We start from the raw sequence: 23267 nt of genomic DNA on the forward strand, positions 1-23267 counted from the left end.
CGTTCCTTGTGGCGCACTTTTCGTGTCTTTCGGTATGAAAAATGATCAAGGCGTGCGAAAAAGCTTAACTATCTGATTTGTAAAAACTAAAAAAACGAGCCTACCGCCTCGATGAAAATCAGCACGCCCGAAATCACACATCCTCGGCAGCGTGCAGTTCCAACAACACGAGAGAACGGCCACTGACCTTCAGTTTGCTGCCGAACGCCAGCCGTCTGGTCTTGCCCTCTGCAGGCCGGGCGGTATTGAGCAGGCAGCGCCAGTGGTTGCCATCCGGGACTGCCGGCAAGGTGAAGGTGCGTGGGTCGTGGTAGGCGTTGACGATCACTAGCAGGCTCGCGTCGTTCCCCGGGCGCAGGATGCCGCTGGCCTGTGCCCGCCCGTTCAGCAACATGCCCAGGCAGCGCCCTTGGCGGTCATGCCAGTGCTCTGTGGTCATTTCGTGGCCGTCGGTTGCCAGCCAGGTGACATCTTTGACGCCCAGGGCTTCGTTGAATGTGCCCACCAGGAAGCGCGAACGGCGCAGCACCGGGTAGTGCTGGCGCAGTGCGGACAGGCGTTTGACGAAGTCGAGCAGGGCTGTGCCTTCTTCATCCAGGTTCCAGTTGACCCAGCCGATCTCGCTGTCCTGACAATAGGCGTTGTTGTTGCCGTGCTGGGTACGGCTGAACTCGTCGCCCGCCACGATCATGGGGGTGCCTTGGGCCAGCAACAGGGTTGCGAAGAAATTGCGCATTTGCTGCATGCGCAGGGCACGGATCTCGGGGTTGTCGGTAGGGCCTTCGACGCCATGGTTCCAGGACAGGTTGTGGTCGCTACCGTCCTGGTTGTTCTCGTCGTTGTCCAGGTTATGTTTCTGGTTATAGGACACCAGGTCGCGTAGGGTGAAACCGTCGTGCGCGGTGATGAAATTCACTGAGGCGAAAGGCCGTCGGCCACGTCGGTTGAACAGCTCGCCGGAGGCGGTCATGCGCGAGGCGAAGTCCGTCAACTGGCCCTCGTCACCCTTCCAGAAGGCGCGCATGGTGTCACGGAAGCGGTCGTTCCACTCGGCCCAGCCGGGAGCGAAGTTGCCCACCTGATAGCCTCCGGGGCCACAGTCCCAGGGTTCGGCGATCAGTTTGAGCTGACGCAACAGTGGGTCCTGGCGACAGGCAACAAGAAAACTGTGACGCTCGTCATAGCCGCTATGGTAGCGACCAAGGATGGTCGCCAGGTCAAAGCGGAACCCGTCCACGTGCATGTCGCCAGCCCAATAGCGCAAGGAGTCGGTCACCAGTTGCAGCACGCACGGGTGGCTCAGGTCGAGGGTGTTGCCGGTGCCTGAGTCGTTGATATAGAGCCGCTTGCTATCGGGCATAAGGCGGTAGTAGGAGGCATTGTCGATACCGCGCATGGACAGGGTCGGGCCTTGCTCATTGCCTTCGGCGGTGTGGTTGTAGACCACATCGAGTATGACCTCCAGCCCGGCATCGTGCAGGTGCGCGACCATCTCCTTGAATTCGGCGATTTTGCCGCTGGCCAGATAGCGCTGATGAGGGGCAAAAAACGCGATGCTGTTGTAGCCCCAGAAATTGTTCATGCCTTTTTTCAGCAAGTGCTGGTCGTTGACAAATGCATGAATGGGCAGCAGTTCAACGGAGGTAACCCCCAGCTGTTTGATATGGCTCAACAACGCCTCGCACATCAAACCGGCAAAGGTGCCGCGGTGGGGCTCCGGTACGGCCGGATGGCGCATGCTGATGCCGCGTACGTGCGCCTCATACAGCAGGGTTCGATCCCAGGGGACGTTGACGCGCTGATCGCGCCCCCAGGTGTAGGCCGGGTCGATGACCTTGCACTTGGGCACGAAGGGCGCGCTGTCGCGGGTGTCAAAACTGAGGTCGCCGTCGGGGTGGCCGATGGTGTAGCCAAACAGCGCTTCGGACCACCGCACGTCGCCGACCAACTGTTTGGCGTAGGGGTCGATCAGCAGTTTGTTGGGGTTGAAACGGTGGCCGTTTTCCGGCGCGTAGGGACCATGCACACGGTAGCCATAGAGCAACCCTGGGTGCGCGTCGGGCAGGTAGCCGTGGTAGATCTCGTCGGTGTACTCAGGCAGTTCGATTCGCTCAAGTTCCACCTGACCGTCAGCGTCGAACAGGCACAGTTCAACTTTGGTTGCGTTGGCTGAGAACAGTGCAAAATTGACACCCAGGCCATCCCAGGTGGCACCCAGCGGATAGGGCAGGCCCTCACGCAATCGCGAAGGTTCATGGAGTGGCGCAGCGGGCTTGCGTGTCGTCATGGAGGTCCTTGCTTCATGGGGGCCGGTGGGTGGTGGCGGTCGCAGTTCCGGGCCATGTTGTGCCTGCAACGGACCCACTCACCGTTCATCTGTCGCTTGCTCGAACATACGTCGGCCTGTGCAGCGGCAGGCCGACGTTGCAGTGCGCTTACTGTGCAGCAGGCTTTCTGGTAGTGCGTGGTTTTTTCACCGACGCTGGCTTGTCTGCGCTGGTGGGGCTAGCACGTGAGGGGGCGCTGGCGGCAGCTTTGGGTTTGCGCGGTTTTGCCTTGGGTGCCAGTGCTTCGGCCTCAGCCAGTTTGCGTGCCATTTCCCAATGGCGATGCTCCTGGCCGTCGGGTTTACCTTCCGACTCCCAGATCAGGTAGGCGAATTCTTTAATGCGTTTTTCCTCGACACTCATCTTGATGCTCCTGTTTCAGGCGATAGGCTGGATAGCGAGATTGACGGGAAATGTGTCAGCACGTCCCGAACAGCTGGCAGAGGACAAGACAAAGGGTAGAAGCACAGGTGTGTTGTCCCGGTTCTGTGCCGGGATCAAGTGGGGTGTTGCAGTGGCAGGCAAAGCGCAGGGCAGCAGCGCCGAGATCGCCGGGGTTGAATTCATCTGTCACGCTCGAAGGCTTGTTCACGGGCTTGCGCCAGCAGCTCCAGGCGGCGAGCGGCGTCCGGGTCATCGAGCAAGGCATCGGCGTTCAGGGCGAAGCGTCGACGCCAGTTGGGATGGCCGCTGACCGTACCCGGAAGGTTGGGTTGTTCATCAATGCCCAAGGCATCCTCTAATGGCAGCAGCACTAGCGGCGCACGGGTGTGGCCAATAAAGCGTACGCAGGCATCGATGAGCGAATCACTGTCCGGGAGCGACTGGTGGTAGTTCTGTTCCAGAATGCTGCGCAGGCCTTTGCATTCCGCTACGCGGGTTTCGCGCCAGTGCCGCTCGGTGATGGCGTCGATCAACCCCAGGCGCTGGTTCCAATCGATGTCGCGGGCCTGCAGCCAGCCGGCCAGCGGTGGCAGGTCGTGGGTGCTGCTGGTGGCCAGCGCATCGTCTGGCCAATCAAGGATCGGCTTGAACTGGCCATGTCCATGCTGCTCAAACAACAGCACACGAAGGCCGAGTATGGCCCGTGCGGAGAGCTTGTCGCGCAAGCCTTCCGGTATGGTGCCGAGGTCTTCACCCAGCACAATGCCCTTGTGTCGCACTGATTCCAGGCTCAGCAGGCGCAACAGGTCGTCGAGCGGGTAGTGCAGGTAGGCGCCGTCACCCGCTTCGGCGTCCAGGGGGATCAGCCAGAGCCGCTGCAGGCCCAGTACATGGTCGATGCGCAAGCCCCCGGCATGCTGAAAGCTGGCCCTGAGCATCTCGATAAAGGCGCGAAAGCCATTGCGCCGCAATCCTTCAGGGGAAAACGCACACAGGCCCCACTTCTGCCCGGCACGGTTGAGCAGGTCGGGCGGCGCGCCGATGCTGAAGTCGGCCAACAGTTCGTCCTGGCGACTCCAGGCCTGGCTGCCAACACCGTCAGCACCGATGGCCAGGTCGCTGATCAGGCCAACGCTCATGCCGTTGCTGCGGGCAGCGTCCTGGGCACGTTCTAGGCTGCGGGTAATCAGCCATTGGCAGAACGCGTGATAAGTAACCCGTTCGGCGTGCTGCTCGGCGAAGGCTGCGACCTCCGCGCTGTAGGGGTTGTGCCAGGTTTTCGGCCAATGTCGCCAGTCAGCGTCCATGCCGCGTTCAGCGGCGGCCTCCAGCATGGCTTCAAAGCGGCAGTGATGCTCCAGGGCTTGACCACCGGTGTCGCGAAAGCTCTGGAAGTCGTTGTACAGCGGGTGTTCCTGCTGGATGAAGTCTCGGTACAACGCCTCTAGCAGGCGCTGCTTGGCCTTCGCGGCACTGGGCCATTCGATCAGTGGAAGGTCTTCGAGGCGTTGCAGTTCCTCTTGCCCGATCTGTTCATTTGCCTGGCGTACGGCACGCTCGCCAAAAATGATGGCCGGGCTGGCGTACAGGCTGTTCAGAAACAGTCGGCTGGACGGTGAGTAGGGGCTGTAGCGTTCAGTGTCGCTGGCAAACATCGCATGCACCGGGCTGATAGCCAGGGCATCCGCACCGCGCTCGGCGGCACTGCGTGCCAGCGCCTCCAGTGCCAGGCAGTCACCGAAACCGCCATCACCCGGGCGACGCAGGCTATAGAGTTGAGCGCTCAGCCCCCAGCAGCGTGGATGATCGGTGCCCAAGGCATCCGCCAGGCTGTAGCAACGCAAAGGTGCTACGGCGAGGGTGAAGGTACGTCCGTCGATCGCCACCTGGTGGTAGCCGATTGGCAGCGTGCCGGGCAGCATGGCGTGGGCGTCCAGTTGCAGCGACTGTTCATGCGTGTCTTCCAGTGTCACCTGGCAGGTGCTGCCTGCGGCAAAGTAGTGCGACAGGTCCAGTGGCTGCCCCAGATCCACCGTCAACAGGGGAGGGAGATGCTTGGCGTCATGGGCTTTGAGCAGTGCGCTCAGGCTCTTCTCGATGGCTGCTGGGGTGTCGGCCGGATGGCCCAACCCGGCCAGCATTTTACGCAGGACGGTGTCGGTGACCCGTTGTTGACGGCCGTTGGCGTCGGTCCAGTCCACTTGCAGGCCGGCACGGTGCGCCAGCAAGAGCAAGGCGTGGTCAGTCATGGGAAGGCTCCGGTTGCCCGGAGCGCGAAACGGCTAGTTTCGTGCTCCAGCAGGTGATTACCGAGGGTTGGCAACTGGGCCGGGCTTTTGGGCATGCCCGTTACCTCGTGCTTATGAGTGACCTTGAGTGGCGCGTTCTACCAACGCTTCATACAAACGGGCGTAGGGCTCTACCGCCTGGCACCAGTTGAAGGGTTGGGTCATCGACAGGCAGCGCATGGCGTGCAACAGGTCTTTTTTGGCATAGACATAAAAGGCCCGGCTCAAGGCTTCGCGGTAACTCTCCACCGTAGACTCGTTGAACAGAAACCCGGTGACGCCATTTTCGATGGTGTCGGCCAGGCCGCCGGTATTGCGGGCTACCGGCAGTGAACCGAAGCGCTGCGCATACATCTGGCTGAGGCCGCAGGGCTCATAGCGTGACGGCATCAGCAGGAAGTCGCTGCCGGCAAACATGCGCCGGGCGTCAGTTTCATTGAAACCGATGCGTACGCCGATCTGCCCTGGAAAACGTAGCGCCAGGTCACGCATGGCCTGTTCTTCTTCCGGCTCGCCACGACCGATAATCGCGATCTGGCCGCCTTGTTGGACGATGTATTCGGCAACGCCCAGCGTCAGGTCCAGGCCTTTCTGATAGACCAGTCGTGACACGACTGCAAACAGTGGCCCCTCGCTGGGCTGCAAACCGAACAGTGTGCGTACCTGTTGGGTATTGCGCGCCTTGCCCTCCCAGTCGTTGAGGCTGAAGGGGTGGCTCAGGTGGGTGTCGGTAGCCGAATCCCAGCTCTCGTCGATGCCGTTGGGAATGCCACTCAACAGGCCCGACTGCGCCTTGCTCGAGAGAAAACCGTCGAGGCCGCAGCCAAACGCGGGTGTGGTGATTTCCTGCGCGTAGGTGGCGCTGACGGTGGTGATGTGGCTGGAATAGGCAAGGCCGGCCTTGAGGAAGGACAGCTTGCCATAGAACTCCATGCCTTCCTGCTGCAGGGCGTGTTCTGGGATGGCCAGTTCCGGGCAGCACGCCCGGCTGACCACCCCCTGATAGGCGAGGTTGTGAATGGTGAACAGGGTTGGGGTATGCAGGCCGCGCCAGTGCATGTACGCCGGCGCCAGGCCAGCGGGCCAGTCATGGGCATGCACCAGGTCGGGCTTCCAGTGCACCATGCCCTCGCCAGCCGCGATCTCGGCGGCGGCCAGCCCCAAGCGGGCGAAGCGGATGTGGTTGTCAGGCCAGTCGCGGCCATTGTTTGCCCCGTAGGGCGTGCCTTCGCGCTGGTACAGCTCTGGGCAGATCAGGACATAGATCACCAGGCCGTCGGCCAAGTCCATGCGGCCGATCTTGCAAGGAGGGAGTGCGGCGTGTCCGCCCAGTTCCCCGACCAGATGAATCGGATTATCGCTTTCCAGCACCTGCGGATAGCCGGGGATCAGTACCCGCACGTCATGCCGGTGGCTCATGGCGCGCGGCAGGGCAGCCGAGACATCACCCAAGCCACCGGTCTTGACCAGGTCGGCAATCTCGGACGTGACGAACAGGATTTTTTTCTTGTTCGGGTTTTGCTGTGGTACGGGCTTGGAAGGCGTCGCTGCAGGTGCGAAAGGGGGGCTGGCCGGCTCGATGACTTGAGCAGTGAAATGCGTTACATGAGGTTCGACAGCAGCATCAATCATACGTCTCTCCGTCCCTATGCAAACGGGTGTAATGGCACCCGAAATGGTCATTAGCGGTAAAGCGATTTCTCTGTTTTATACGTCGTGTTGAAGTGTTCGTTTTCTTGCATGCAAACGCCGCACCCATTGATGCTTTCCGCCGAAGGCGTGTTTCAGACGGAGGGCGAAAGGGTTGTACCTGTTGTCAGGAACCCTGGCCTGGTTACTACTGGGTGGTTAGCCCGTTTTTCAGGCGTGACCGGTGCGACAGGGCAAGTTCCCCAAACGTTATCCGGGCAGCGTTATGAGTGTAGGAGAGCTTGAGCGAAATATGTGACCCGCTGGTCACTTTAGCGAGGGTTTTGCGAAGGTTAAGCGGTTTTGTTGCAGGGCGGTATCAGGATACCGCGTGGCATTGGCAGCACTGCGTTCAAATCGGGCCTTCAGTTCTATACAAGAAGGCTTTTCAGATGACAGACCTACACTATGCCCAATGGCGCGAGCGCCATGTTTCACAGGCAATGACCTTGGCTGGTATCGTTGCCTCCCGACCCACCCTGGGCACGGTGGCCGAGCAACTGCTGAACCGAGAATGGGCGGCGCGGCAATTGCCCGTGACGCTGGACCCCCTGCATGTCACCGTGCGTGGGCCGGTCTCTGACCAGGCGAGTACCGCGCTGAGCCTGGCTCAAGCGGTGGTTCAGCAGTGCGCCAGCAAAGTGACCTGCAACCTTACCCCCGGCCATGATTTCCTCACGCAAGAGCAGGGCGCCGAATTTCCTCAGGCCCTGACGCTTGATCTGCATGTCGTGGAGTTGCTGATCAATGCCTGCGGCACTGCACTTCTCGATGCGTACAAACAGGCGCTGGTCGAATTCTGGAACCGCGCATTACCCACCGGGCAAACACCGCTCAGTTGCACTGAGCACTGGCTGCGGCAGCATTTTGCAAGCGCAGTCCAGGTCGCGAAGGCGTCGGGTCGCCTTACCGCTACCCAGCAGTCACTGCTGACTGAACTGGCCCGCTACCCTTTCGAGGCGGATCGTTCACGGGTTACCGAACTGGCCAAGGTCAAGCTGTACGTGCTGGGTGTACCGCCGGGCGAGCAGGGGGGCGCTGGCGAATTGATGAGCAGCCTGATCATCAGTGGGCTGGAGGGTGAGCACAATACCCAGGTGTACCTGTACGACCTGAGCGGCTATCTGCAACCCTTCGACTCACTCCAGGCGTTGCTGCAGTATGTTGAACAATGGCCCGAACACGGTGCGGCCACCTGTACCGTTTCCCGTACCCTTGGCGATATGTTCGAGGCTCAGGCACGTTTGCTGCTTGAGCAGCAGCTCCATTGGATTGACCTGATGGGCAAGCGCGCGGACCTTGATGGCAGTACCTTCGCTGCAACGCTGGATGGCGTGATCTCGATGCAAGCCATCGGGCAACTGCAGGCCATTGATTATGCACGTGAGCTGTCCCGGCATCTCCCGGAGTGGTTGTTGAACGCACGCAAAAGCGACCAGGATCGCTATGTTCAGTGCCTCAAGACAGTGGCACAGATACCGGAGGTCATGAGTGGCCGTTCTTATCTCGACGGTATTCCGACGATCGAGGTCTTTGCACAAAAGCGCCTGCAGCAACAAATGCTGCGTGATCACCCTGATGCCCAGGCCGTGGCGATCGAGCAGATCGAAGTCCTCAATCATGAGGTGATCGGTGCAGCGTTGGGTAGCGCTGGCAACCTGACGGTGCAGGGTACGATTAAAACCAGCGTCCGCAGCCTGACACAACTGGCACTCGACAACCTCGAGAGCTTGCGCCCCGGGGCACTTGAAGTTCGCACCCGAGGCGCGGCTGCCTTGCCGGAATGGTTCGACATTGACTATGTCAGGCACCTGGTCCGTAGCGTCGATGCAGGCGCGCAGTATCAGGCCTTGTTGGCAAACCAACTGCGTGATGATGCTGCGCAGGTTGAACTGCGCTATCCGTTGTTCAGGGCCCAATGGTATGGGCAACTGCCGTTGCTGGCACTTGAAAACACCATTCGCGGTGCATGTGGCTTTACCGAGGCGGGGTATGAGTTGGCGGTTGCACTGACGTCATCGCCAGCGGGGCCGTCGCCAACGGTGTCCGCACTGGCCTTTGTCGCTGAACCGGGCGCCTCGGCGGACAAGGTAGAGAACACCTACTTGATTGAGCCGTCCTCGCCGGGGCCTCTGCTGTTGTTTCGACCCCTGCACGCCACGCCGCTGTTGCAGTTTGCCTCGCGCAAGGCTCTGTTGGAGCAGATTGTGGCTGACCCAGGGTTGCAGGCGGACATCCTGTCCCGCTTGGCCGATCTGGTACGGCCGATCTACGACCATGGCGGTTTCAGCGAGCCGCACCTGCGAAGGGTTCTGCTGGAACCCGATTTCCAGGCCATCGAAACGCCGGCACCTGTAGTGTTGAGTAGCCTGGCACTGCCGGGTGAGGCCGCTCGGCATGTCTATGAAGGAACTGTTGCGCAACTGCTGCGCATTGCCGACCTGCAGTCCATCTCCAATGCCGAGGACCGTGCAAAGCATTGGCAAACGCTCAGTTGGCTGCTGTTCAATACGCTGTTGCCATTTGTGCGTGGTCCCTTGGCCGCTGTGGGTTGGGCGCTGGCGTTTGCCCATGGTGTACAGCAGCTCAATGGCCAGACCAGCCCGTCGCAACTTGTACCGGCCTTGCTCGATCTGTTGTTCTGCCTGATGTACGTCCTGGAGTTACTGCCGCTACCGGTACGGCCACCGGCTGCAGGGGCTACGCCGTTACCCCCGGCAACCGAGGCTCCGATATCGCTGCGTGTTGAAGAGGCGCCCGCGGTATTGAGTAACGGTACGGTGCTCAATCAGTTGGACTTTTCCTGGTCATCGGCTCAAGGCCAGTTGTCGAGCGCACAGGTTCGGGCGCTGGCACGTTTTCGCTCAGCTAAATCAATCGACACACTCGGCTCGCCGGATGCGCAGGGCGTGTATTCCTTCCAGCACAAAAACTGGGTTCAGATCGGCCATGACGTTTACCCGGTGCGAGTGGATGAAGAGGGGGTACGCATCGCCGACAGCCGCACACCGGATGAGCCGGGGCCCTGGCTGAAACGTCAGGCCGATGGCACCTGGGCGTTGGACCTGCGTTTACGCCTGCGCGGTGGCATGCACGGCAGTGCGCGTATACGTGCGGCCCAGGTGAGCAAGCAGGCGCGTATTGCAGCGTTACAGGGAGAGCTGACAACCCAGCGTGCGCAACTGGAAGCGCTGCGGGACGCACCCAGGCGCCCAGAGGAAATATCCGGGGCTGAACTGGCCAGCCTGATTGAACGGCTGCGTCAGCACGACGAATTGGTCGGGCAGGTGATCACCAACATGCAAACGCTGAACGACCTGTCGGCGGTAAGCGGCTATCGGCGCATTATGGCCGAAATGCTCAGGCAGCACATGCTGGTCAAGGGGCAACTGTCTTCAGAGCTGCGTTTGCAGCGCTTTAGCGTCAAGCAGTTGATCGACCGCTTGGTCGACAGTTTCGAGGGGCGAGGGGGGTTGCCTGCGTTGCTCAAGGGGCACGGTACGCCGGAACGTGCACTGTTGGAGAAGTATTGTGCCAAGCAACAGGCCCAAATCACTGAAATTGCCGAGACGACTTACGCCATGGAGTCGCTGGCGCCAGTATTGGAAAAAGCGCTTCCTGATGGCCCTCGTTACTTGACGGAAATTCAACTGCTTCAGGTCGGGTTGTCATCCTCCCTGGCCTGGCGGGGGACGCAGTTGTACACGATGGCCCTCGGGATCATCCTGAAGATCGAAGACAGCAGCACGGTGTTGCTGGAACAGGTCATTCCGCAAGCCAAACTGGCCTGTCGGTTGAGAATCGATGCGAAGGACCCTGCCTTGTCGGCGCAGGAGCAGGTGGAGGTGTTGGATAATGCGGTACGAAGTTACCAAAAATCACTCGACACGCTTGATAACTATCGTCAAAGCCTTGATGAAGCCGAACATCAGGCCTTGCTGGCGCCGCTGAGCGATCTGATTCAGAAACTCCTGGACCAGGCATTACAGGCGCTGGCAGAGCAGATCACTCGCCTTCCCAAAGCGCCAAAGCCCAAACCGGGGCCTTCCAGCCGGGGTAAAACGCTGATTCGTACCCGAGGGCAGCGACTGGTCGTCGGGCAGCGTCGTGCTGAGGGGCACGCCGGGCAACCGGCGATTGTCGATGTAATGGACCCGATCGAGAACACGGTCATTACCAGTTATGAGCAGACCCCCGGCGAGTCGGTGTGGCGCGAGGTGCCAATGGCCCAACGGACGCAGGCCGCCGCGCAACCGGGTGTTGCCCTGCGGACATTGCTGGGGCGTGCCGATGCGCTGTTGCGTCAAGCCGATCAGTCCATTGCGCGTGCTCAGGCCCAGTCACTGACGGCTCAGTTGCCTTCTGACATGGAGGACCTGCTGGTGTTGCAGGCCCGGCCCTTGCTTGACTTGTACACGCAGATCGATGCGCTGCTCATTCGTGACAACGCGACCGATGAGGCGGTGACGGGGCAGTCTGCAGAATTGATAAACAAGGCCTTATGGGACAAGTCCGAGCAGATGCGCGAGGCTGGCAAGCGGATTCGTATCGAGATGATCAAACGCCAACTGCCAACGGCTGCACGGATTGCCTACCTGCACGAGCAGAAGGCGATCACCATCGCACGTACCGTCAGGCGTAAACCGTTGAAGGACAAGCAGCAACGGCTGGTGGACTACCTGGATGAGTACGAAATACGTGACAAGGATGGCGAAGTGCTCTGGTATGCCCATTTTCATTACGCCAGTGCCGACGCAGCCGAGCGTGACTTCAGCGCTGCCCATGTGAAAACCCGCGAGCAACGACGACAAGGCTTGCAGTGGCAGAAAGCGCAGGCCAGCGACGGCCAGCAGGTGATTGCGATCTATCGCGCCAAACTGGACAAGAAAACCGCAGATGAAGTGTTTCTCGGCCAACCCTGAGTGAACGACGGCGCTGCTGCAGGCGTTGGCCGGTCAGTCATCGCGCGTCGGTGCGCTTTATGACGGCCAATGCCTCTCTCTGGACTAATCTTGAGCCCAACAACGGGCTGAATTTTCCGACATCCAGTGGAGCCATCGTCATGCAATTGGGAATCGTGGGGCTGGGCCGCATGGGCGGCAACATCGCGAGAAGGTTGATGCGCCATGGCCATCTTCCAGTGGTTCACGACCGTAACGTGGAGGCAATCGATGCCCTGGTCGTTGAAGGCGCGCGCGGCGCGCAGAGCCTCGAGGACATGGTTGGTCTGCTGGACAAGCCGCGGGCCGTGTGGGTAATGCTGCCAGCCGGTGAGGCTACCGAGCAGACCATTGCCCGGTTGGCCGACCTGCTGGAAGCCGATGACGTGATTATTGATGGTGGTAACACCCACTACAAGGATGACATCCGTCGGGCCGACACCTTGGCCACACGTCAACTGCATTATGTCGATGTAGGAACCTCGGGCGGCGTCTGGGGCCTGGAGCGCGGCTATTGCATGATGATCGGTGGCGAGGCAGCCATCGTGGAACGGTTGGAATCGTTGTTCATCGCGCTGGCGCCGGGGGTTGGCAACGTTACCCGTACCGAGGGGCGCACGGGGCCGCTCGGGCGCGCTGAGCAGGGCTACATCCATGCCGGGCCTGCAGGTGCCGGTCATTATGTGAAGATGATCCACAATGGCATCGAGTATGGCCTGATGCAGGCTTATGCCGAGGGCTTCGACCTGCTCAAGAGCAAAGCCAGCGCAGCACTGCCCGCCGAGCAGCGTCTTGACCTCGACCTGGCCGAGATTGCCGAGGTCTGGCGCCGTGGCAGTGTCGTCACGTCCTGGCTGCTAGACCTGACCGCCAGCGCGCTGGTCGCCGATCCGCAACTCGACAGTTTCAGCAGCGCCGTTGCCGACAGTGGGGAGGGGCGTTGGACCATTGATGCGGCAGTCGAGCAGGCAGTGCCCGTGCCGGTGTTGTCGAGTGCCCTGTTTGCGCGCTTCCGCTCACGCCAGCAGCAAGGCACCTATGCCGACAAACTGCTTTCAGCGATGCGTTTTGGTTTTGGTGGGCACAGTGAGAAGTTCGAATGACGCTAGCCAAGGCTGAAACCGCTGAACCGTGCACGCTGTTTCTGTTTGGTGCCAATGGCGATCTGGTCAAACGTCTGCTGATGCCTGCCCTGTTCAACCTGCAGCGTGATGGCTTGCTTGACCCGCGCATGCGTATTGTCGGGGTCGATCACAACCCGTCCGCCGACCGTGAGTTTGCCGCGCGTCTGGAAGCCTTCATGCGTGAACGCGACCAGGGTAATGAGGGCGCACGCTGTTTTGATGAAAAACGATGGGGGCGCCTGGCCAGGCGTATTCATTATCTGACTGGCGATTTCCTCGCCTCGACCACCTATCAAGCCATCGCACAACGGATCGACAAGAGCGGCACGGGCAATGCCATCTTCTATCTGGCTACCGCGCCGCGTTTTTTCGCCGAGGTGGCCCGGCAACTGGGCGGTGCAGGGTTGCTCGACGAAGCCAACGGCTTTCGTCGGGTTGTGGTGGAAAAACCGTTCGGTTCCGACCTGGCCAGCGCTGAGGCGTTGAATGCGTCGTTGCTCGCGGTGATGAGCGAAAAGCAGATCTACCGCATCGACCACTACCTGGGCAAAGAGACGGTGCAGAACATTCTTGTCAGCCGCTTCTCCAACGGCTTGTTCGAGGCCTTCTGGAATAATCACTACATTGATCATGTGCAGATCACCGCAGCCGAAACCATCGGCGTGGAAAGCCGTGGCGGGTTTTACGACCACACGGGAGCATTGCGGGACATGGTGCCAAATCACTTGTTCCAGTTGCTGGCGATGGTTGCCATGGAGCCGCCAGCGGCGTTTGGCGCCGATGCCGTGCGCAGCGAGAAGGCCAAGGTGATCGGGGCTATCCGGCCTTGGTCGACGGCCATGGCTTTGAAAAATTCGGTGCGTGGGCAGTACACGGCAGGCAAACAAGGGCGCAAGAAACTGCCGGGGTATCGCGAAGAGCCCAGGGTTGGCCCGCATAGCCAGACCGAAACCTATGTTGCGTTGAAAGTCATGATCGACAACTGGCGATGGGTCGGCGTGCCATTTTACCTGCGTACCGGCAAGCGGATGAGCGTGCGTGATACCGAAATCGCCATCTGCTTCAAGCCGGCACCTTATGCGCAGTTTCGTGACAGCGATGCCGAGCGGCCGAAGCCCAACTACCTGAAAATCCAGATCCAGCCCAATGAAGGGATGTGGTTTGACCTGCAAGCCAAACGCCCGGGGCCAACCCTTGCCATGGAGACGGTGGAGTTCGGCTTTGCCTACAAGGATTTTTTCAAGATGCAGCCATCAACGGGCTACGAAACGCTGATCTATGACTGCCTGACCGGCGACCAGACGTTGTTCCAGCGCGCCGACAACATCGAGAATGGCTGGCGTGCGGTACAGCCTTTTCTCGATGCGTGGCAGTGTGGCGGTGATGTACAACCTTATGCGGCTGGCGAAGATGGCCCGACTGCAGCGGATGAACTGCTGGCACGAGATCACCGCGCCTGGCATCCGATTGGCTGAAAATTGGCTGAAAAAAACAGGGCTTCGACCGGCTGTTGCCTGTCGAAGCCCTGTTCGACGCTCAAGTGTGCTGTTGGCTTACAGCCAATAGGTCACGGCCCACCAGCCCAGCCCGCCCATGACGATGGTGTAGGGCAGGGCCATCCAGACCATCCGCCCGTAGGACAGGCGAATCAGCGGTGCGATGGCCGACGTCAGCAGGAACAGGAACGCCGCCTGGCCATTCGGGGTGGCCACACTCGGCAGGTTGGTGCCGGTGTTGATCGCCACCGCCAGGGTTTCGAAATGCTCGCGGCTCATACTGCCCGCCAGGAACGCCTGCTTGACCTCGGTGATGTAGATCGTGGCGACGAAGACGTTATCGCTGATAGCCGACAACAGGCCGTTGGCAATGAACAGCATGCCGGGCTGCTGCTCGGCCGGCAGGGCCAGTACCGCTGCAATCAGCGGGCTGAACAGTTGTTGTTGGTGGATGACCGCGACCACGGCAAAGAACACCACCAACAACGAGGTGAATGGCATGGCGTCCTGGAAGGCGCGGCCCAGCCGATGTTCATCGGTAATCCCGGTGAAGCTGGTGATCAGCACGATGACCAGCAGGCCGATCAGGCCCACTTCGGCGATGTGCAGGCCAAGGCTGACAATCAGGATCAAGGCGGCCAGGCCCTGAATCAGCAGTGCGGCGCGTTGCTGGGAGGTCCGGGCGGCATCGTCTTCGGCAGCGTAGGCGGCGAGCACGCGGCGCACGTTGTCTGGCAGCAAGGTGCCATAGCCGAACCAGCGCAGTTTCTCCAGCAGCACGCAGGTCACCAGGCCGGCGGCCAGTACGGGCAAGGACACCGGTGCGACCTTGCGGAAGAAGTCGGCAAAGTGCCAGCCCATTTCATGACCGATCAGCAGGTTCTGCGGCTCACCCACCAGGGTGCAGACACCGCCCAGTGCCGTACCGACTGCGCCGTGCATCAGCAGGCTGCGCAGAAAGGCGCGGAACTGTTGCAGGTCTTCATGGTGCAGGTTGGCCAGGTGCTGATCATCATCGACCAGCGACTCTTCGCGTGGGTTGTTGCCTGATGCCACCCGGTGGTACACCGAGTAGAAGCCCACGGCGGCACTGATGATCACCGCGGTCACGGTGAGGGCATCAAGGAAGGCCGACAGAAACGCCGAGAGGAAACAGAACAGCAGCGACAACAGGGCCTTTGAGCGCACCCCGAGCAGGATGCGCGAGAACACGAACAGCAACAGCTCTTTCATGAAGTAGATGCCGGCCACCATGAACATCAGCAGCAGGATCACCGGGAAGTTGTGTTGCAGCTCTTCGTACAGTGTTTGTGGCGTGGTCATCCCCAGCAACAGGGCTTCGACCATCAGTAACCCGCCTGGCATCAATGGGTAGCACTTGAGCGCCATGCCCAAGGTGAAAATGAATTCGATTACCAGTACCCAGCCAGCCACTACCGGGCCGAGGGTAAACAGCAACAGTGGGTTGAGCAGCAGGAACAGGCAAATGGTGGCTTTATACCAACGTGGCGACTGCCCGAGAAAATTGTGGGCCAGGGCGCCGGCCAGGGAGCGGGACATGAAAAATGTATCCTTATGATTCAACAGCTGCGCAACTTGCCGGATGTGGGCGACAAGATCAAGGCGGATGTAGTCCTTGTTTTGGCAAAACCACGGTCTGGGTGTCGGCCGTCACCTTGATATAGTCCTGCGATTAACCCTGCCTTAGCCCAAGGAGTGCCGTTGTGACCGACTATCAAGCGTTCAAGGTCGAACTGTCGAACAACATTGCCCATGTACAGATCAACCGTCCGGAAAAGGTCAACGCGATGGACGCCGCGTTCTGGACGGAAATCATCGACATTTTCAAATGGATCGACGATACCGATGCTGTGCGGGTCGTGGTGATCAGCGGCGCGGGCAAGCATTTCTCGTCCGGCATCGACCTGATGCTGCTGGCCTCGGTGGCCAACCAACTGGGCAAGGACGTTGGCCGTAATGCGCGCCTGCTGCGGCGCACCATTTTGCAGATGCAGGCGTCCTTCAATGCCGTCGACACGTGCCGCAAACCGGTCCTGGCGGCCATTCAGGGCTACTGCCTGGGGGGTGCCATCGACCTGATCACCGCCTGCGATATGCGCTATGCCGCCAGCGATGCACAGTTCTCGATCAAGGAAATCGACATGGGCATGGCGGCGGACGTCGGCACCTTGCAACGTTTGCCACGTATCATCGGCGATGGCCTGGTGCGAGAGCTGGCCTATACCGGCCGTACCATCGACGCTGAAGAGGCGCGGCAAATCGGCCTGGTCAACCGTACCTTCACCGATCAGGCCAGCCTGCTCGACGGGGTCTTTGCCATTGCCAAGGAAATTGCGGGAAAATCCCCCATTGCCGTGGCCGGCACCAAGGAGATGCTCAGCTACATGCGTGACCACCGCATCGACGATGGTCTGGAGTACATCGCCACCTGGAATGCTGCCATGCTGCAGTCCACCGATCTGCGGGTAGCCATGGCTGCCCACATGAGCAAACAGAAACCCGAGTTCGCCGACTGAAACCACCCAGCCGCGGGCTCGCACAAGGAACCGGAATATGTCAGTGCGTTGGACAACCGCGGTACTGGATACGAACATCAGCGGCGGCTTGGCGGTCGCCCGCTGTGCCCAGGGTTTTCTGGTCGACGATAATGGTGCCTTGTTTCCCCGCGATTGGCTCAAGCGCCAGGGCCTGGAGGTGTTGTGCGAACACGGCATCGGCTATTTTGATGGGCAACCGGTGTTTCTGTTGGAGCTCAAGGCCGAGCAGGACGTACCCGGCTGCAGCTGGCGTGGGCTGCGCCAGTTCATGCTCGAAGGTGACTTCGAGATTTACAAGGTGCTGGGGTACGCCGCGCAGATCGGTACCTGGGCCCGTGAACACCGCTTCTGCGGCAGTTGTGGTCAGCCGATGCAACAGATCCACTGGGAGCGCGCGATGTACTGCGCGCCGTGCGACCTGCGTTTCTACCCACGTATCTCGCCCAGCATGATTGTGCTGATCACCCGTGGCGATGAAATCCTGCTGGCCCGTTCACCACGCTTTGTCACCGGGGTGTACAGCACCCTTGCAGGCTTTGCCGAACCAGGTGAGTCCGCTGAAGACTGCCTGGTTCGTGAAGTGCGTGAGGAAGTGCAGGTCGAGGTGAAGAACATCCAGTACGTCGGCAGCCAGTGCTGGCCGTTCCCGCACTCCATGATGCTGGGGTTCCATGCTGAGTACGCCGGGGGCGAGATCGTCATGCAGCCTGACGAGATCGAGGATGCCCGGTGGTTCCGGGTCGATGCATTGCCGCCGTTGCCAGCAAGCCGCTCTATCGCCCGGTACCTGATTGACCTTTATGTAGCCCGTCGTTCAGGCCTGGCTGAACCAGTGTTGCCAAGCTAAGCGGACAGTCAGTCCGAGCACGACGGTGATGAACACCGGGCGGATAAACTTGGCGCCGCCGCTGATGGCGGTGCGTGCACCGAAAAACGCACCCACCATCAGCGCTGAACCCATGGACAGCCCGATCAGCCAGTCCACTTGCCCCGAAAAGATGAACACCGACAGTGCAGCTGCGTTGCTGACAAAGTTCATGCTGCGCGCCACACCGCTGGCCCGTACCAGGTCGATGGGGTACAGCAGCAGGCTGCTGACGGTCCAGAAGGCGCCCGTGCCAGGGCCGGCAACGCCATCATAGAAACCCAGGGAAAAGCCTTGGGGAAACTGCCTGCCTTTCTTGATTGGCGCGTTGGCGTCCAGTGGTGCCTTGGGCGTGCCGCCGAACAACAGGTAGACGCCGCAGGCGAAGACGATCACCGGTAGCATCTTGTTCAACCACTCGGCGGGCAGGTAATGGGCGGTGACCGCGCCAATCAATGCACCAATCGCCGTACCGATCAGGCCTCGACGCCATTGAATGGGGTCGAACAGCTTGCGCCGGTAGAACGTGAAACCGGCGGTAGCCGAGCCAAAGGTCGAGCTGAGTTTGTTGGTACCCAATACCAGGTGCGGTGGCAGGCCGGCAGTCAGCAGGGCGGGGGTGGTAAGCAATCCGCCGCCACCGGCGATGGCATCGATAAAGCCGGCGACAAAAGCAACGGCGGCGAGGATGGCGAGGGTGGTCAGGTCAACGCTGAGTTCAAAAGGCATTTAATCGGCTTAATTCGGCAGGGCGCAGAAGGGCCGACATGGTACCGCCAGGTGCCTGCTGGAGCCAGCCTTGCTGGCGCCTGCAGCCGCAGGCAAGCCAACAAACCGCCTCGCCGCGCGGCTCAGGACAGGAAACCGCCATCGACGTTCAACGCCACCCCTGTGGTGTAGCTCGAGGCATCGCTGGCCAGATACAGCACCGCACCCGCCATTTCCTTGGGATCGGCCACGCGCTTGAGCGGAATCTGCTGCAGGGCCGTGTTGAGGATGGCCTCGTTCTTGACCAGCGCGGAGGCGAACTTGGTATCGGTCAGGCCGGGCAGCAGGGCATTGCAGCGGATACCGAACGGGGCGCACTCCTTGGCGAACACCTTGGTCATGTTGATCACGGCGGCTTTCGTCACCGAGTAGATGCCCTGAAACAGCCCCGGCGAAACCCCATTGATCGAGGCGACGTTGATAATACTGCCGCCGCCGTGCTCGCGCATGAGCTTGCCGGCTTCCACCGACATGAAGAAGTAGCCGCGGATATTCACGTCAACGGTCTTCTGGAAGGCACTCAGGTCGGTGTCCAGTACGTTGCAGAACTGCGGGTTGGTGGCCGCATTGTTTACCAGAATGTCCAGGCGCCCGAACTGCCCGCGAATAACGGCAAAGGTCTCGCGGATCTGTTCCATTTCGCCGATGTGACATGCCACGGCAGTCGCCTTGCCGCCTGCCGCGATAATGGCATCGGCGACGTGCTGGCAGCCTTCGAGCTTGCGGCTGGAGACGATGACATGGGCGCCCTGCTGGGCCAACAGGTGCGCAATGGCTTCGCCGATGCCACGGCTGGCCCCCGAGACAAAGGCGATCTTGCCGTCGAGGTCGAACAGTTGGGTCTTGGACATGGGCAATTCCTTTCTTCTTGTTGGTGTCAAAGGCTGGATTTTTCGATGACCTGCAGGCTCATATGCTCCAGCAGTCTGTTCATGTGGATGAACGGGGCGAAACGCTTGTCCTGGGTTTGCCCGTGATAAAAGCGGTAGTAGATCTGCTGGATGATACCGGCCAGGCGAAACAGGCCGTAGGTGTAGTAAAAATCAATGTTATCGATCGTGATGCCCGCCCGTTCGGCGTAGTAATCAACGAATTGGCGACGGGTCAGCATTCCGGGGGCGTTACTCGGCTGGCGGCGCATCAGTTGTACGGGGGCAGGGTCTGTCGCTTCGATCCAATACGCCAGGGTGTTACCCAGGTCCATCAGCGGGTCGCCGAGGGTGGTCATTTCCCAGTCCAGTACGCCGATGATCCGCATTGGGTTGGCGGCATCGAGGATCACGTTGTCGAAGCGGTAGTCGTTGTGAATGATGCCGGGGCGCGCGTGGTCTGCCGGCATCTTCTCGCGCAGCCAGGCGACCACGGCTTCCCAGCGCGGCGCGTCAGGGGTCAATGCCTTCTCGTAGCGACTGCTCCAGCCTTCGATCTGGCGCTGCACGTAACCTTCAGGCTTGCCGAGGTCGGTCAGGTTGCAGGCGCTATAGTCGACCTGATGCAGCTCGACCAGGCGATCGATGAAGCTCTTGCACAAGGCTTCGGTGCGCTCGGCGTTCAGGTTCAGCTCTGCCGGCAGGTCGGCGCGCAGGATGATGCCCTTGACCCGTTCCATTACGTAGAATTCGCTGCCGATCAACGAGGCGTCGGTGCAATGCACATAGGCCTTGGGGCAGTACGGGAAACCACGGTTGAGCTGGTTGAGGATACGGAACTCACGGCCCATGTCGTGGGCCGATTTGGCCTTGTGCCCGAAAGGCGGGCGGCGCAGTACCAGTTCCTGTTCCGGGTACTGCAGCAGGTAGGTCAGGTTCGAGGCCCCGCCGGGGAACTGACTGATGCGCGGCGTGCCGTCCAGGCCGGGAATCTGTGCTTTCAGATAAGGGTCGATGAGGGCGACGTCGAGTTCTTCGCCGGGACGGACCTGGGTGGACTGGTCGTTGAGCGTCATGCTTATCCCTTATGATTGAGGCCTGAGATTATTGGCTAATCTAATTCTGGCCCTCGGGCCGAACAAGTGCCGCAGGGCTTTATTGGCGGCCGTGTTGCCGGTCGATCAGCGGTCCTGATGGGCCAGCAAAATGCAGGCGAAAAAAAACCGAAGCAGGCAACACTTCGGTTTCAATTGCATCCGGCAGACGGCTTAAACCGGGAACAGCTCGCTGAGCTTCATCGACAGCATCATGTCGCCCTCAACGCGCAGCTTGCCGCCCATGAAGGCCTGCATGCCGTCGGTTTCGCCGCTGACGATACCCTTGAGGGTTTCGCTGTCCATGACCAGGGTGACGTTGGCGTCTGGGTTTTCGCCTTCCTGCAGGTCACAGGTGCCATCCTTGATGATCAGCGCATAGTGCTTGTCTTCGTCGGTCACGTTGAAACCGAAAACCAGGTCCAGGCCAGCAGCGGCAGCTGGGTTGAACTTGGATTTCATGGCTTGAACGGCATCAGCTACAGAGGTCATGGTGCATTCCTTATTAAGTGATTTCGGCGACCGGCAAAGGTCACCATGGGCCGGTACTCAACGATAGGTCATGAGTTCCGGCGCCTTCAACAGCTGCACATGGGCTTGGCTGTTGAAGGAAGCCAGGGCCACCTCGCTGCCGCGAAACTTCAATTGGCTGAGCGAGGTGTTGATGATCTGCCAGTTCAGTGCGAAGGCCTGGTCTGGTGTCATTCGGGTAATCAGGTGGAGCAGGGCAGTAATGGTGCCGCCCGACGTAAAGATCGCGATATTGTCGCCATGCTCGGCCTGTTGCAGCACGCGTTGCAACCCGGCATTTACCCGGGCGACGAAACCCTGCCAGCTTTCCACCTTGGGGTGCTGGTAGTCACCCGTGTGCCAGCGGCGAACAATCAGGGCGAAAATACGCTGAAACTCACTGCGGTGTTGTGCCGCGTTGCGCAAGACATCCAGTGCGTGGGGCTCGTCTGGCAGCAGGCTCGGCAGCAGGGCGCGAATCAGCGTATCAGCATCGAACTCGTTGAAGGCGCTGTCGGTTTCCAGCCTCGGCACCGTGGCGCCGGCCTCCTGCATGCGCGCCAGTGCCAGGCGCCCGGTATCCTGCTGGCGACGCAGATCGCCGGCCAGGCAACGGTCCAGGCGCAGGCCCAGTTCGGCCAGGTGTTCGCCAAGCACGGTGCTCTGGCGAACACCGACGGGCGAGAGGACGTCGTAGTCGTCTGCACCAAAGGAGGCCTGGCCATGTCGAATCAGGTAAATGCTGCCCACGTTGCGACCGTCTGCCGGAATTAAGGGTTTCGGCGAGGTTAGGTTGCCGCTGTCAGGCTGTCAATGAAAAAACATACAAGCGTTTGAAAAGGTTGTTTGAACTGTGATGCCGGTGTTTTCAGGCGCTGGCAGGGGCGGGGTAGCGTCGGTATGCTTGAGCTCTGGTTCGCGCCGTATGGGCGCAGGCATGTTAAGGAGTTACTGTGGAGTTTCTGGCTGAGTACGCAAGCTTTCTCGCCAAGACCGCGACCCTGGTGATCGCGATACTGGTTGTTCTGTCGGCCCTCGCCGGCCTGCGTGGCAAGGGTCGGCGCAAGGCCGGTGGGCAATTGCAGGTTACCAAGCTCAACGACTTCTATAAGGAACTACGTGAGCGGCTGGAGACCAACCTGCTCGACAAGGCCCAGCTCAAGGCATTGCGCAAGCAGCAGGGCAAGGCCGAGAAGTTGCAGAAAAAAACACCTGACGATAAAAGCCGGGTCTTCGTGCTGGACTTCGACGGTGACATCAAGGCGTCTGCCACCGACAGCCTGCGGCATGAAATTACGGCGCTGCTGACGCTCGCGACGCCGCGTGACGAGGTTGTGCTGCGCCTGGAGAGCGGCGGCGGCATGGTCCACAGCTACGGCCTGGCTGCTTCGCAGTTGGCGCGCATTCGCCAGGCGGGTGTACCACTGACCGTGTGCATCGACAAGGTCGCGGCCAGCGGCGGCTACATGATGGCCTGTATCGGCGAGAAAATCGTCAGTGCACCGTTTGCCGTGCTGGGCTCCATCGGCGTGGTGGCGCAGTTGCCCAACGTCAATCGCTTGCTGAAAAAGCATGACATCGACTTTGAAGTGCTGACCGCAGGTGAGTACAAGCGCACCCTGACCGTCTTTGGCGAGAACACCGAGAAGGGGCGGGAGAAGTTTCAGGAAGACCTGGACGTCACTCACCAGCTGTTCAAGGATTTCGTGTCGCGCTATCGCCCTCAGTTGCACATCGACGAGGTCGCCACCGGCGAAGTCTGGTTGGGTGTTGCCGCGCTGAACAAGCATCTGGTTGATGAGCTGAAAACCAGCGATGAGTACCTCAGTGACCGTGCCCGAGAGGCGAACCTCTATCACCTGCATTTTGCCGAGCGCAAAAGCCTGCAGGAGCGGGTTGGCTTGGCTGCCAGCAGTTCGATCGAGAATACGCTGGTGGGCCTGTGGAGCCGTTTGAGCCGCTGGCGCTGAGTCAACGGTGTCCTCGGTGAGGCAGCTGGTCGGGCTTTTTGCATTTCGGACTTTAAGTCTGCAAATGACCAGCTAGTCTCAGTTTCTGTTGATGGCCGGTATTTTCAGGTAATCGATGGGTTACCGGTAGCGGTCTATCGCAGGAGGGGGCGCAAGGATGAGTGATCCTTACATTGAAGACGATGGGGACGAGTTTCCAATCAATAGCCGGGTCCGCTGTGGCCAGGCGGCAGTCAGGCTCGGCTTCGCCAACATGACTGCCGACGATGCGTCAGGCCTGAACCCGCCTGTCAGCCAGCAGCGGCGTCGCCTGGCCAAGTTCGTGCCCAGGGTTGTGGTACCGAAGCGTTAACGAACACGTCAAGAATAGCCCCGTCTGCATGAG

Annotated in this window: 17 protein-coding genes; 7 read left to right on the plus strand and 10 right to left on the minus strand. The window is 60.3% G+C overall.

Annotated features, from left to right (window positions below; genetic code table 11):
- Positions 1-133 precede the first annotated feature (133 nt).
- The 4 genes from glgX to glgA all read right to left on the minus strand — a co-directional run bounded on the left by glgX (position 134) and on the right by glgA (position 6631).
- Complete coding sequence (gene glgX, locus UIA24_RS16180; RefSeq protein WP_330523298.1) at positions 134-2287, minus strand: glycogen debranching protein GlgX; 2154 nt, start codon at positions 2285-2287, stop codon at positions 134-136.
- Positions 2288-2435: 148 nt separating this feature from the next.
- Positions 2436-2690, minus strand: a complete 255-nt coding sequence (locus UIA24_RS16185) for a DUF2934 domain-containing protein (RefSeq protein WP_065757667.1) — start codon at positions 2688-2690, stop codon at positions 2436-2438.
- A 200-nt stretch (positions 2691-2890) separates the two neighbouring features.
- A complete protein-coding gene (gene malQ / locus UIA24_RS16190) occupies positions 2891-4960 on the minus strand; it encodes a 4-alpha-glucanotransferase (protein WP_330523299.1) in 2070 nt (689 codons plus the stop codon).
- A gap of 111 nt (positions 4961-5071) precedes the next feature.
- On the minus strand, positions 5072-6631 hold the full coding sequence (gene glgA / locus UIA24_RS16195) for a glycogen synthase GlgA (RefSeq protein ID WP_330523300.1): 1560 nt from the start codon (positions 6629-6631) through the stop codon (positions 5072-5074).
- 449 nt (positions 6632-7080) lie between these two features.
- Here glgA and UIA24_RS16200 point away from each other — a divergent pair, with 449 nt between their 5' ends.
- The 3 genes from UIA24_RS16200 to zwf all read left to right on the plus strand — a co-directional run bounded on the left by UIA24_RS16200 (position 7081) and on the right by zwf (position 14227).
- Positions 7081-11610, plus strand: a complete 4530-nt coding sequence (locus UIA24_RS16200) for a dermonecrotic toxin domain-containing protein (RefSeq protein ID WP_330523301.1) — start codon at positions 7081-7083, stop codon at positions 11608-11610.
- Positions 11611-11750: 140 nt separating this feature from the next.
- Positions 11751-12731 (plus strand): phosphogluconate dehydrogenase (NAD(+)-dependent, decarboxylating), encoded by a 981-nt coding sequence (gnd, locus tag UIA24_RS16205; protein WP_330523302.1) that lies wholly within the window; start codon positions 11751-11753, stop codon positions 12729-12731.
- Positions 12728-14227 carry a glucose-6-phosphate dehydrogenase gene (zwf, locus tag UIA24_RS16210; protein ID WP_330523303.1) on the plus strand — a complete coding sequence of 500 codons (1500 nt, stop codon included), beginning with the start codon at positions 12728-12730 and terminating at the stop codon, positions 14225-14227. Before gnd ends, zwf begins: the two co-directional genes overlap by 4 nt.
- A gap of 78 nt (positions 14228-14305) precedes the next feature.
- Here the strand turns inward: zwf and nhaB are convergent, their stop codons facing one another.
- Positions 14306-15808, minus strand: a complete 1503-nt coding sequence (gene nhaB, locus UIA24_RS16215) for a sodium/proton antiporter NhaB (RefSeq protein WP_330523305.1) — start codon at positions 15806-15808, stop codon at positions 14306-14308.
- Positions 15809-15972: 164 nt separating this feature from the next.
- Between nhaB and UIA24_RS16220 the strand changes: the two genes are divergently transcribed.
- Entirely contained in the window at positions 15973-16785 is an 813-nt protein-coding gene (locus tag UIA24_RS16220) for a crotonase/enoyl-CoA hydratase family protein (RefSeq protein WP_330523306.1), read from the plus strand.
- Positions 16786-16822: 37 nt separating this feature from the next.
- Positions 16823-17653, plus strand: coding sequence for an NAD(+) diphosphatase (nudC, locus tag UIA24_RS16225; RefSeq protein WP_330523307.1), 831 nt, complete (start codon positions 16823-16825; stop codon positions 17651-17653).
- Here the strand turns inward: nudC and UIA24_RS16230 are convergent.
- The 5 genes from UIA24_RS16230 to UIA24_RS16250 form a co-directional block, all read right to left on the minus strand.
- Positions 17621-18400, minus strand: a complete 780-nt coding sequence (locus UIA24_RS16230; protein WP_065757657.1) for a TSUP family transporter — start codon at positions 18398-18400, stop codon at positions 17621-17623. The two genes, nudC and UIA24_RS16230, sit on opposite strands and share 33 nt — an antisense overlap.
- A gap of 122 nt (positions 18401-18522) precedes the next feature.
- Positions 18523-19290: an SDR family oxidoreductase gene (locus UIA24_RS16235; RefSeq protein WP_065757656.1), complete on the minus strand. Its 768-nt coding sequence runs from the start codon at positions 19288-19290 to the stop codon at positions 18523-18525.
- 26 nt (positions 19291-19316) lie between these two features.
- Entirely contained in the window at positions 19317-20384 is a 1068-nt protein-coding gene (locus tag UIA24_RS16240; RefSeq protein ID WP_330523308.1) for a phosphotransferase family protein, read from the minus strand.
- 192 nt (positions 20385-20576) lie between these two features.
- Positions 20577-20894, minus strand: a complete 318-nt coding sequence (locus UIA24_RS16245) for an SCP2 sterol-binding domain-containing protein (protein WP_065757654.1) — start codon at positions 20892-20894, stop codon at positions 20577-20579.
- 57 nt (positions 20895-20951) lie between these two features.
- Complete coding sequence (locus tag UIA24_RS16250; RefSeq protein ID WP_330523309.1) at positions 20952-21662, minus strand: histidine phosphatase family protein; 711 nt, start codon at positions 21660-21662, stop codon at positions 20952-20954.
- 203 nt (positions 21663-21865) lie between these two features.
- On the opposite strand from UIA24_RS16250, the gene sohB reads away from it, so the two are divergent.
- Positions 21866-22882 carry a protease SohB gene (gene sohB, locus UIA24_RS16255; protein WP_099775067.1) on the plus strand — a complete coding sequence of 339 codons (1017 nt, stop codon included), beginning with the start codon at positions 21866-21868 and terminating at the stop codon, positions 22880-22882.
- A gap of 157 nt (positions 22883-23039) precedes the next feature.
- Positions 23040-23234 (plus strand): hypothetical protein, encoded by a 195-nt coding sequence (locus UIA24_RS16260; protein ID WP_065757651.1) that lies wholly within the window; start codon positions 23040-23042, stop codon positions 23232-23234.
- Positions 23235-23267 lie beyond the last annotated feature (33 nt).

This window comes from Pseudomonas sp. AL 58 (genome assembly GCF_036348395.1).
Lineage (GTDB): Bacteria > Pseudomonadota > Gammaproteobacteria > Pseudomonadales > Pseudomonadaceae > Aquipseudomonas > Aquipseudomonas defluvii.

Coding starts and splice junctions, on each gene's coding strand:
- malQ (WP_330523299.1), bottom strand. CDS start 4,960: ATGACTGACCACGCCTTGCTCTTGCTGGCGCACCGTGCCGGCCTGCAA.
- zwf (WP_330523303.1), top strand. CDS start 12,728: ATGACGCTAGCCAAGGCTGAAACCGCTGAACCGTGCACGCTGTTTCTG.
- nudC (WP_330523307.1), top strand. CDS start 16,823: ATGTCAGTGCGTTGGACAACCGCGGTACTGGATACGAACATCAGCGGC.
- glgA (WP_330523300.1), bottom strand. CDS start 6,631: ATGATTGATGCTGCTGTCGAACCTCATGTAACGCATTTCACTGCTCAA.
- UIA24_RS16185 (WP_065757667.1), bottom strand. CDS start 2,690: ATGAGTGTCGAGGAAAAACGCATTAAAGAATTCGCCTACCTGATCTGG.
- glgX (WP_330523298.1), bottom strand. CDS start 2,287: ATGACGACACGCAAGCCCGCTGCGCCACTCCATGAACCTTCGCGATTG.
- nhaB (WP_330523305.1), bottom strand. CDS start 15,808: ATGTCCCGCTCCCTGGCCGGCGCCCTGGCCCACAATTTTCTCGGGCAG.
- UIA24_RS16230 (WP_065757657.1), bottom strand. CDS start 18,400: ATGCCTTTTGAACTCAGCGTTGACCTGACCACCCTCGCCATCCTCGCC.
- UIA24_RS16200 (WP_330523301.1), top strand. CDS start 7,081: ATGACAGACCTACACTATGCCCAATGGCGCGAGCGCCATGTTTCACAG.
- UIA24_RS16240 (WP_330523308.1), bottom strand. CDS start 20,384: ATGACGCTCAACGACCAGTCCACCCAGGTCCGTCCCGGCGAAGAACTC.
- UIA24_RS16260 (WP_065757651.1), top strand. CDS start 23,040: ATGAGTGATCCTTACATTGAAGACGATGGGGACGAGTTTCCAATCAAT.
- UIA24_RS16245 (WP_065757654.1), bottom strand. CDS start 20,894: ATGACCTCTGTAGCTGATGCCGTTCAAGCCATGAAATCCAAGTTCAAC.
- gnd (WP_330523302.1), top strand. CDS start 11,751: ATGCAATTGGGAATCGTGGGGCTGGGCCGCATGGGCGGCAACATCGCG.
- UIA24_RS16235 (WP_065757656.1), bottom strand. CDS start 19,290: ATGTCCAAGACCCAACTGTTCGACCTCGACGGCAAGATCGCCTTTGTC.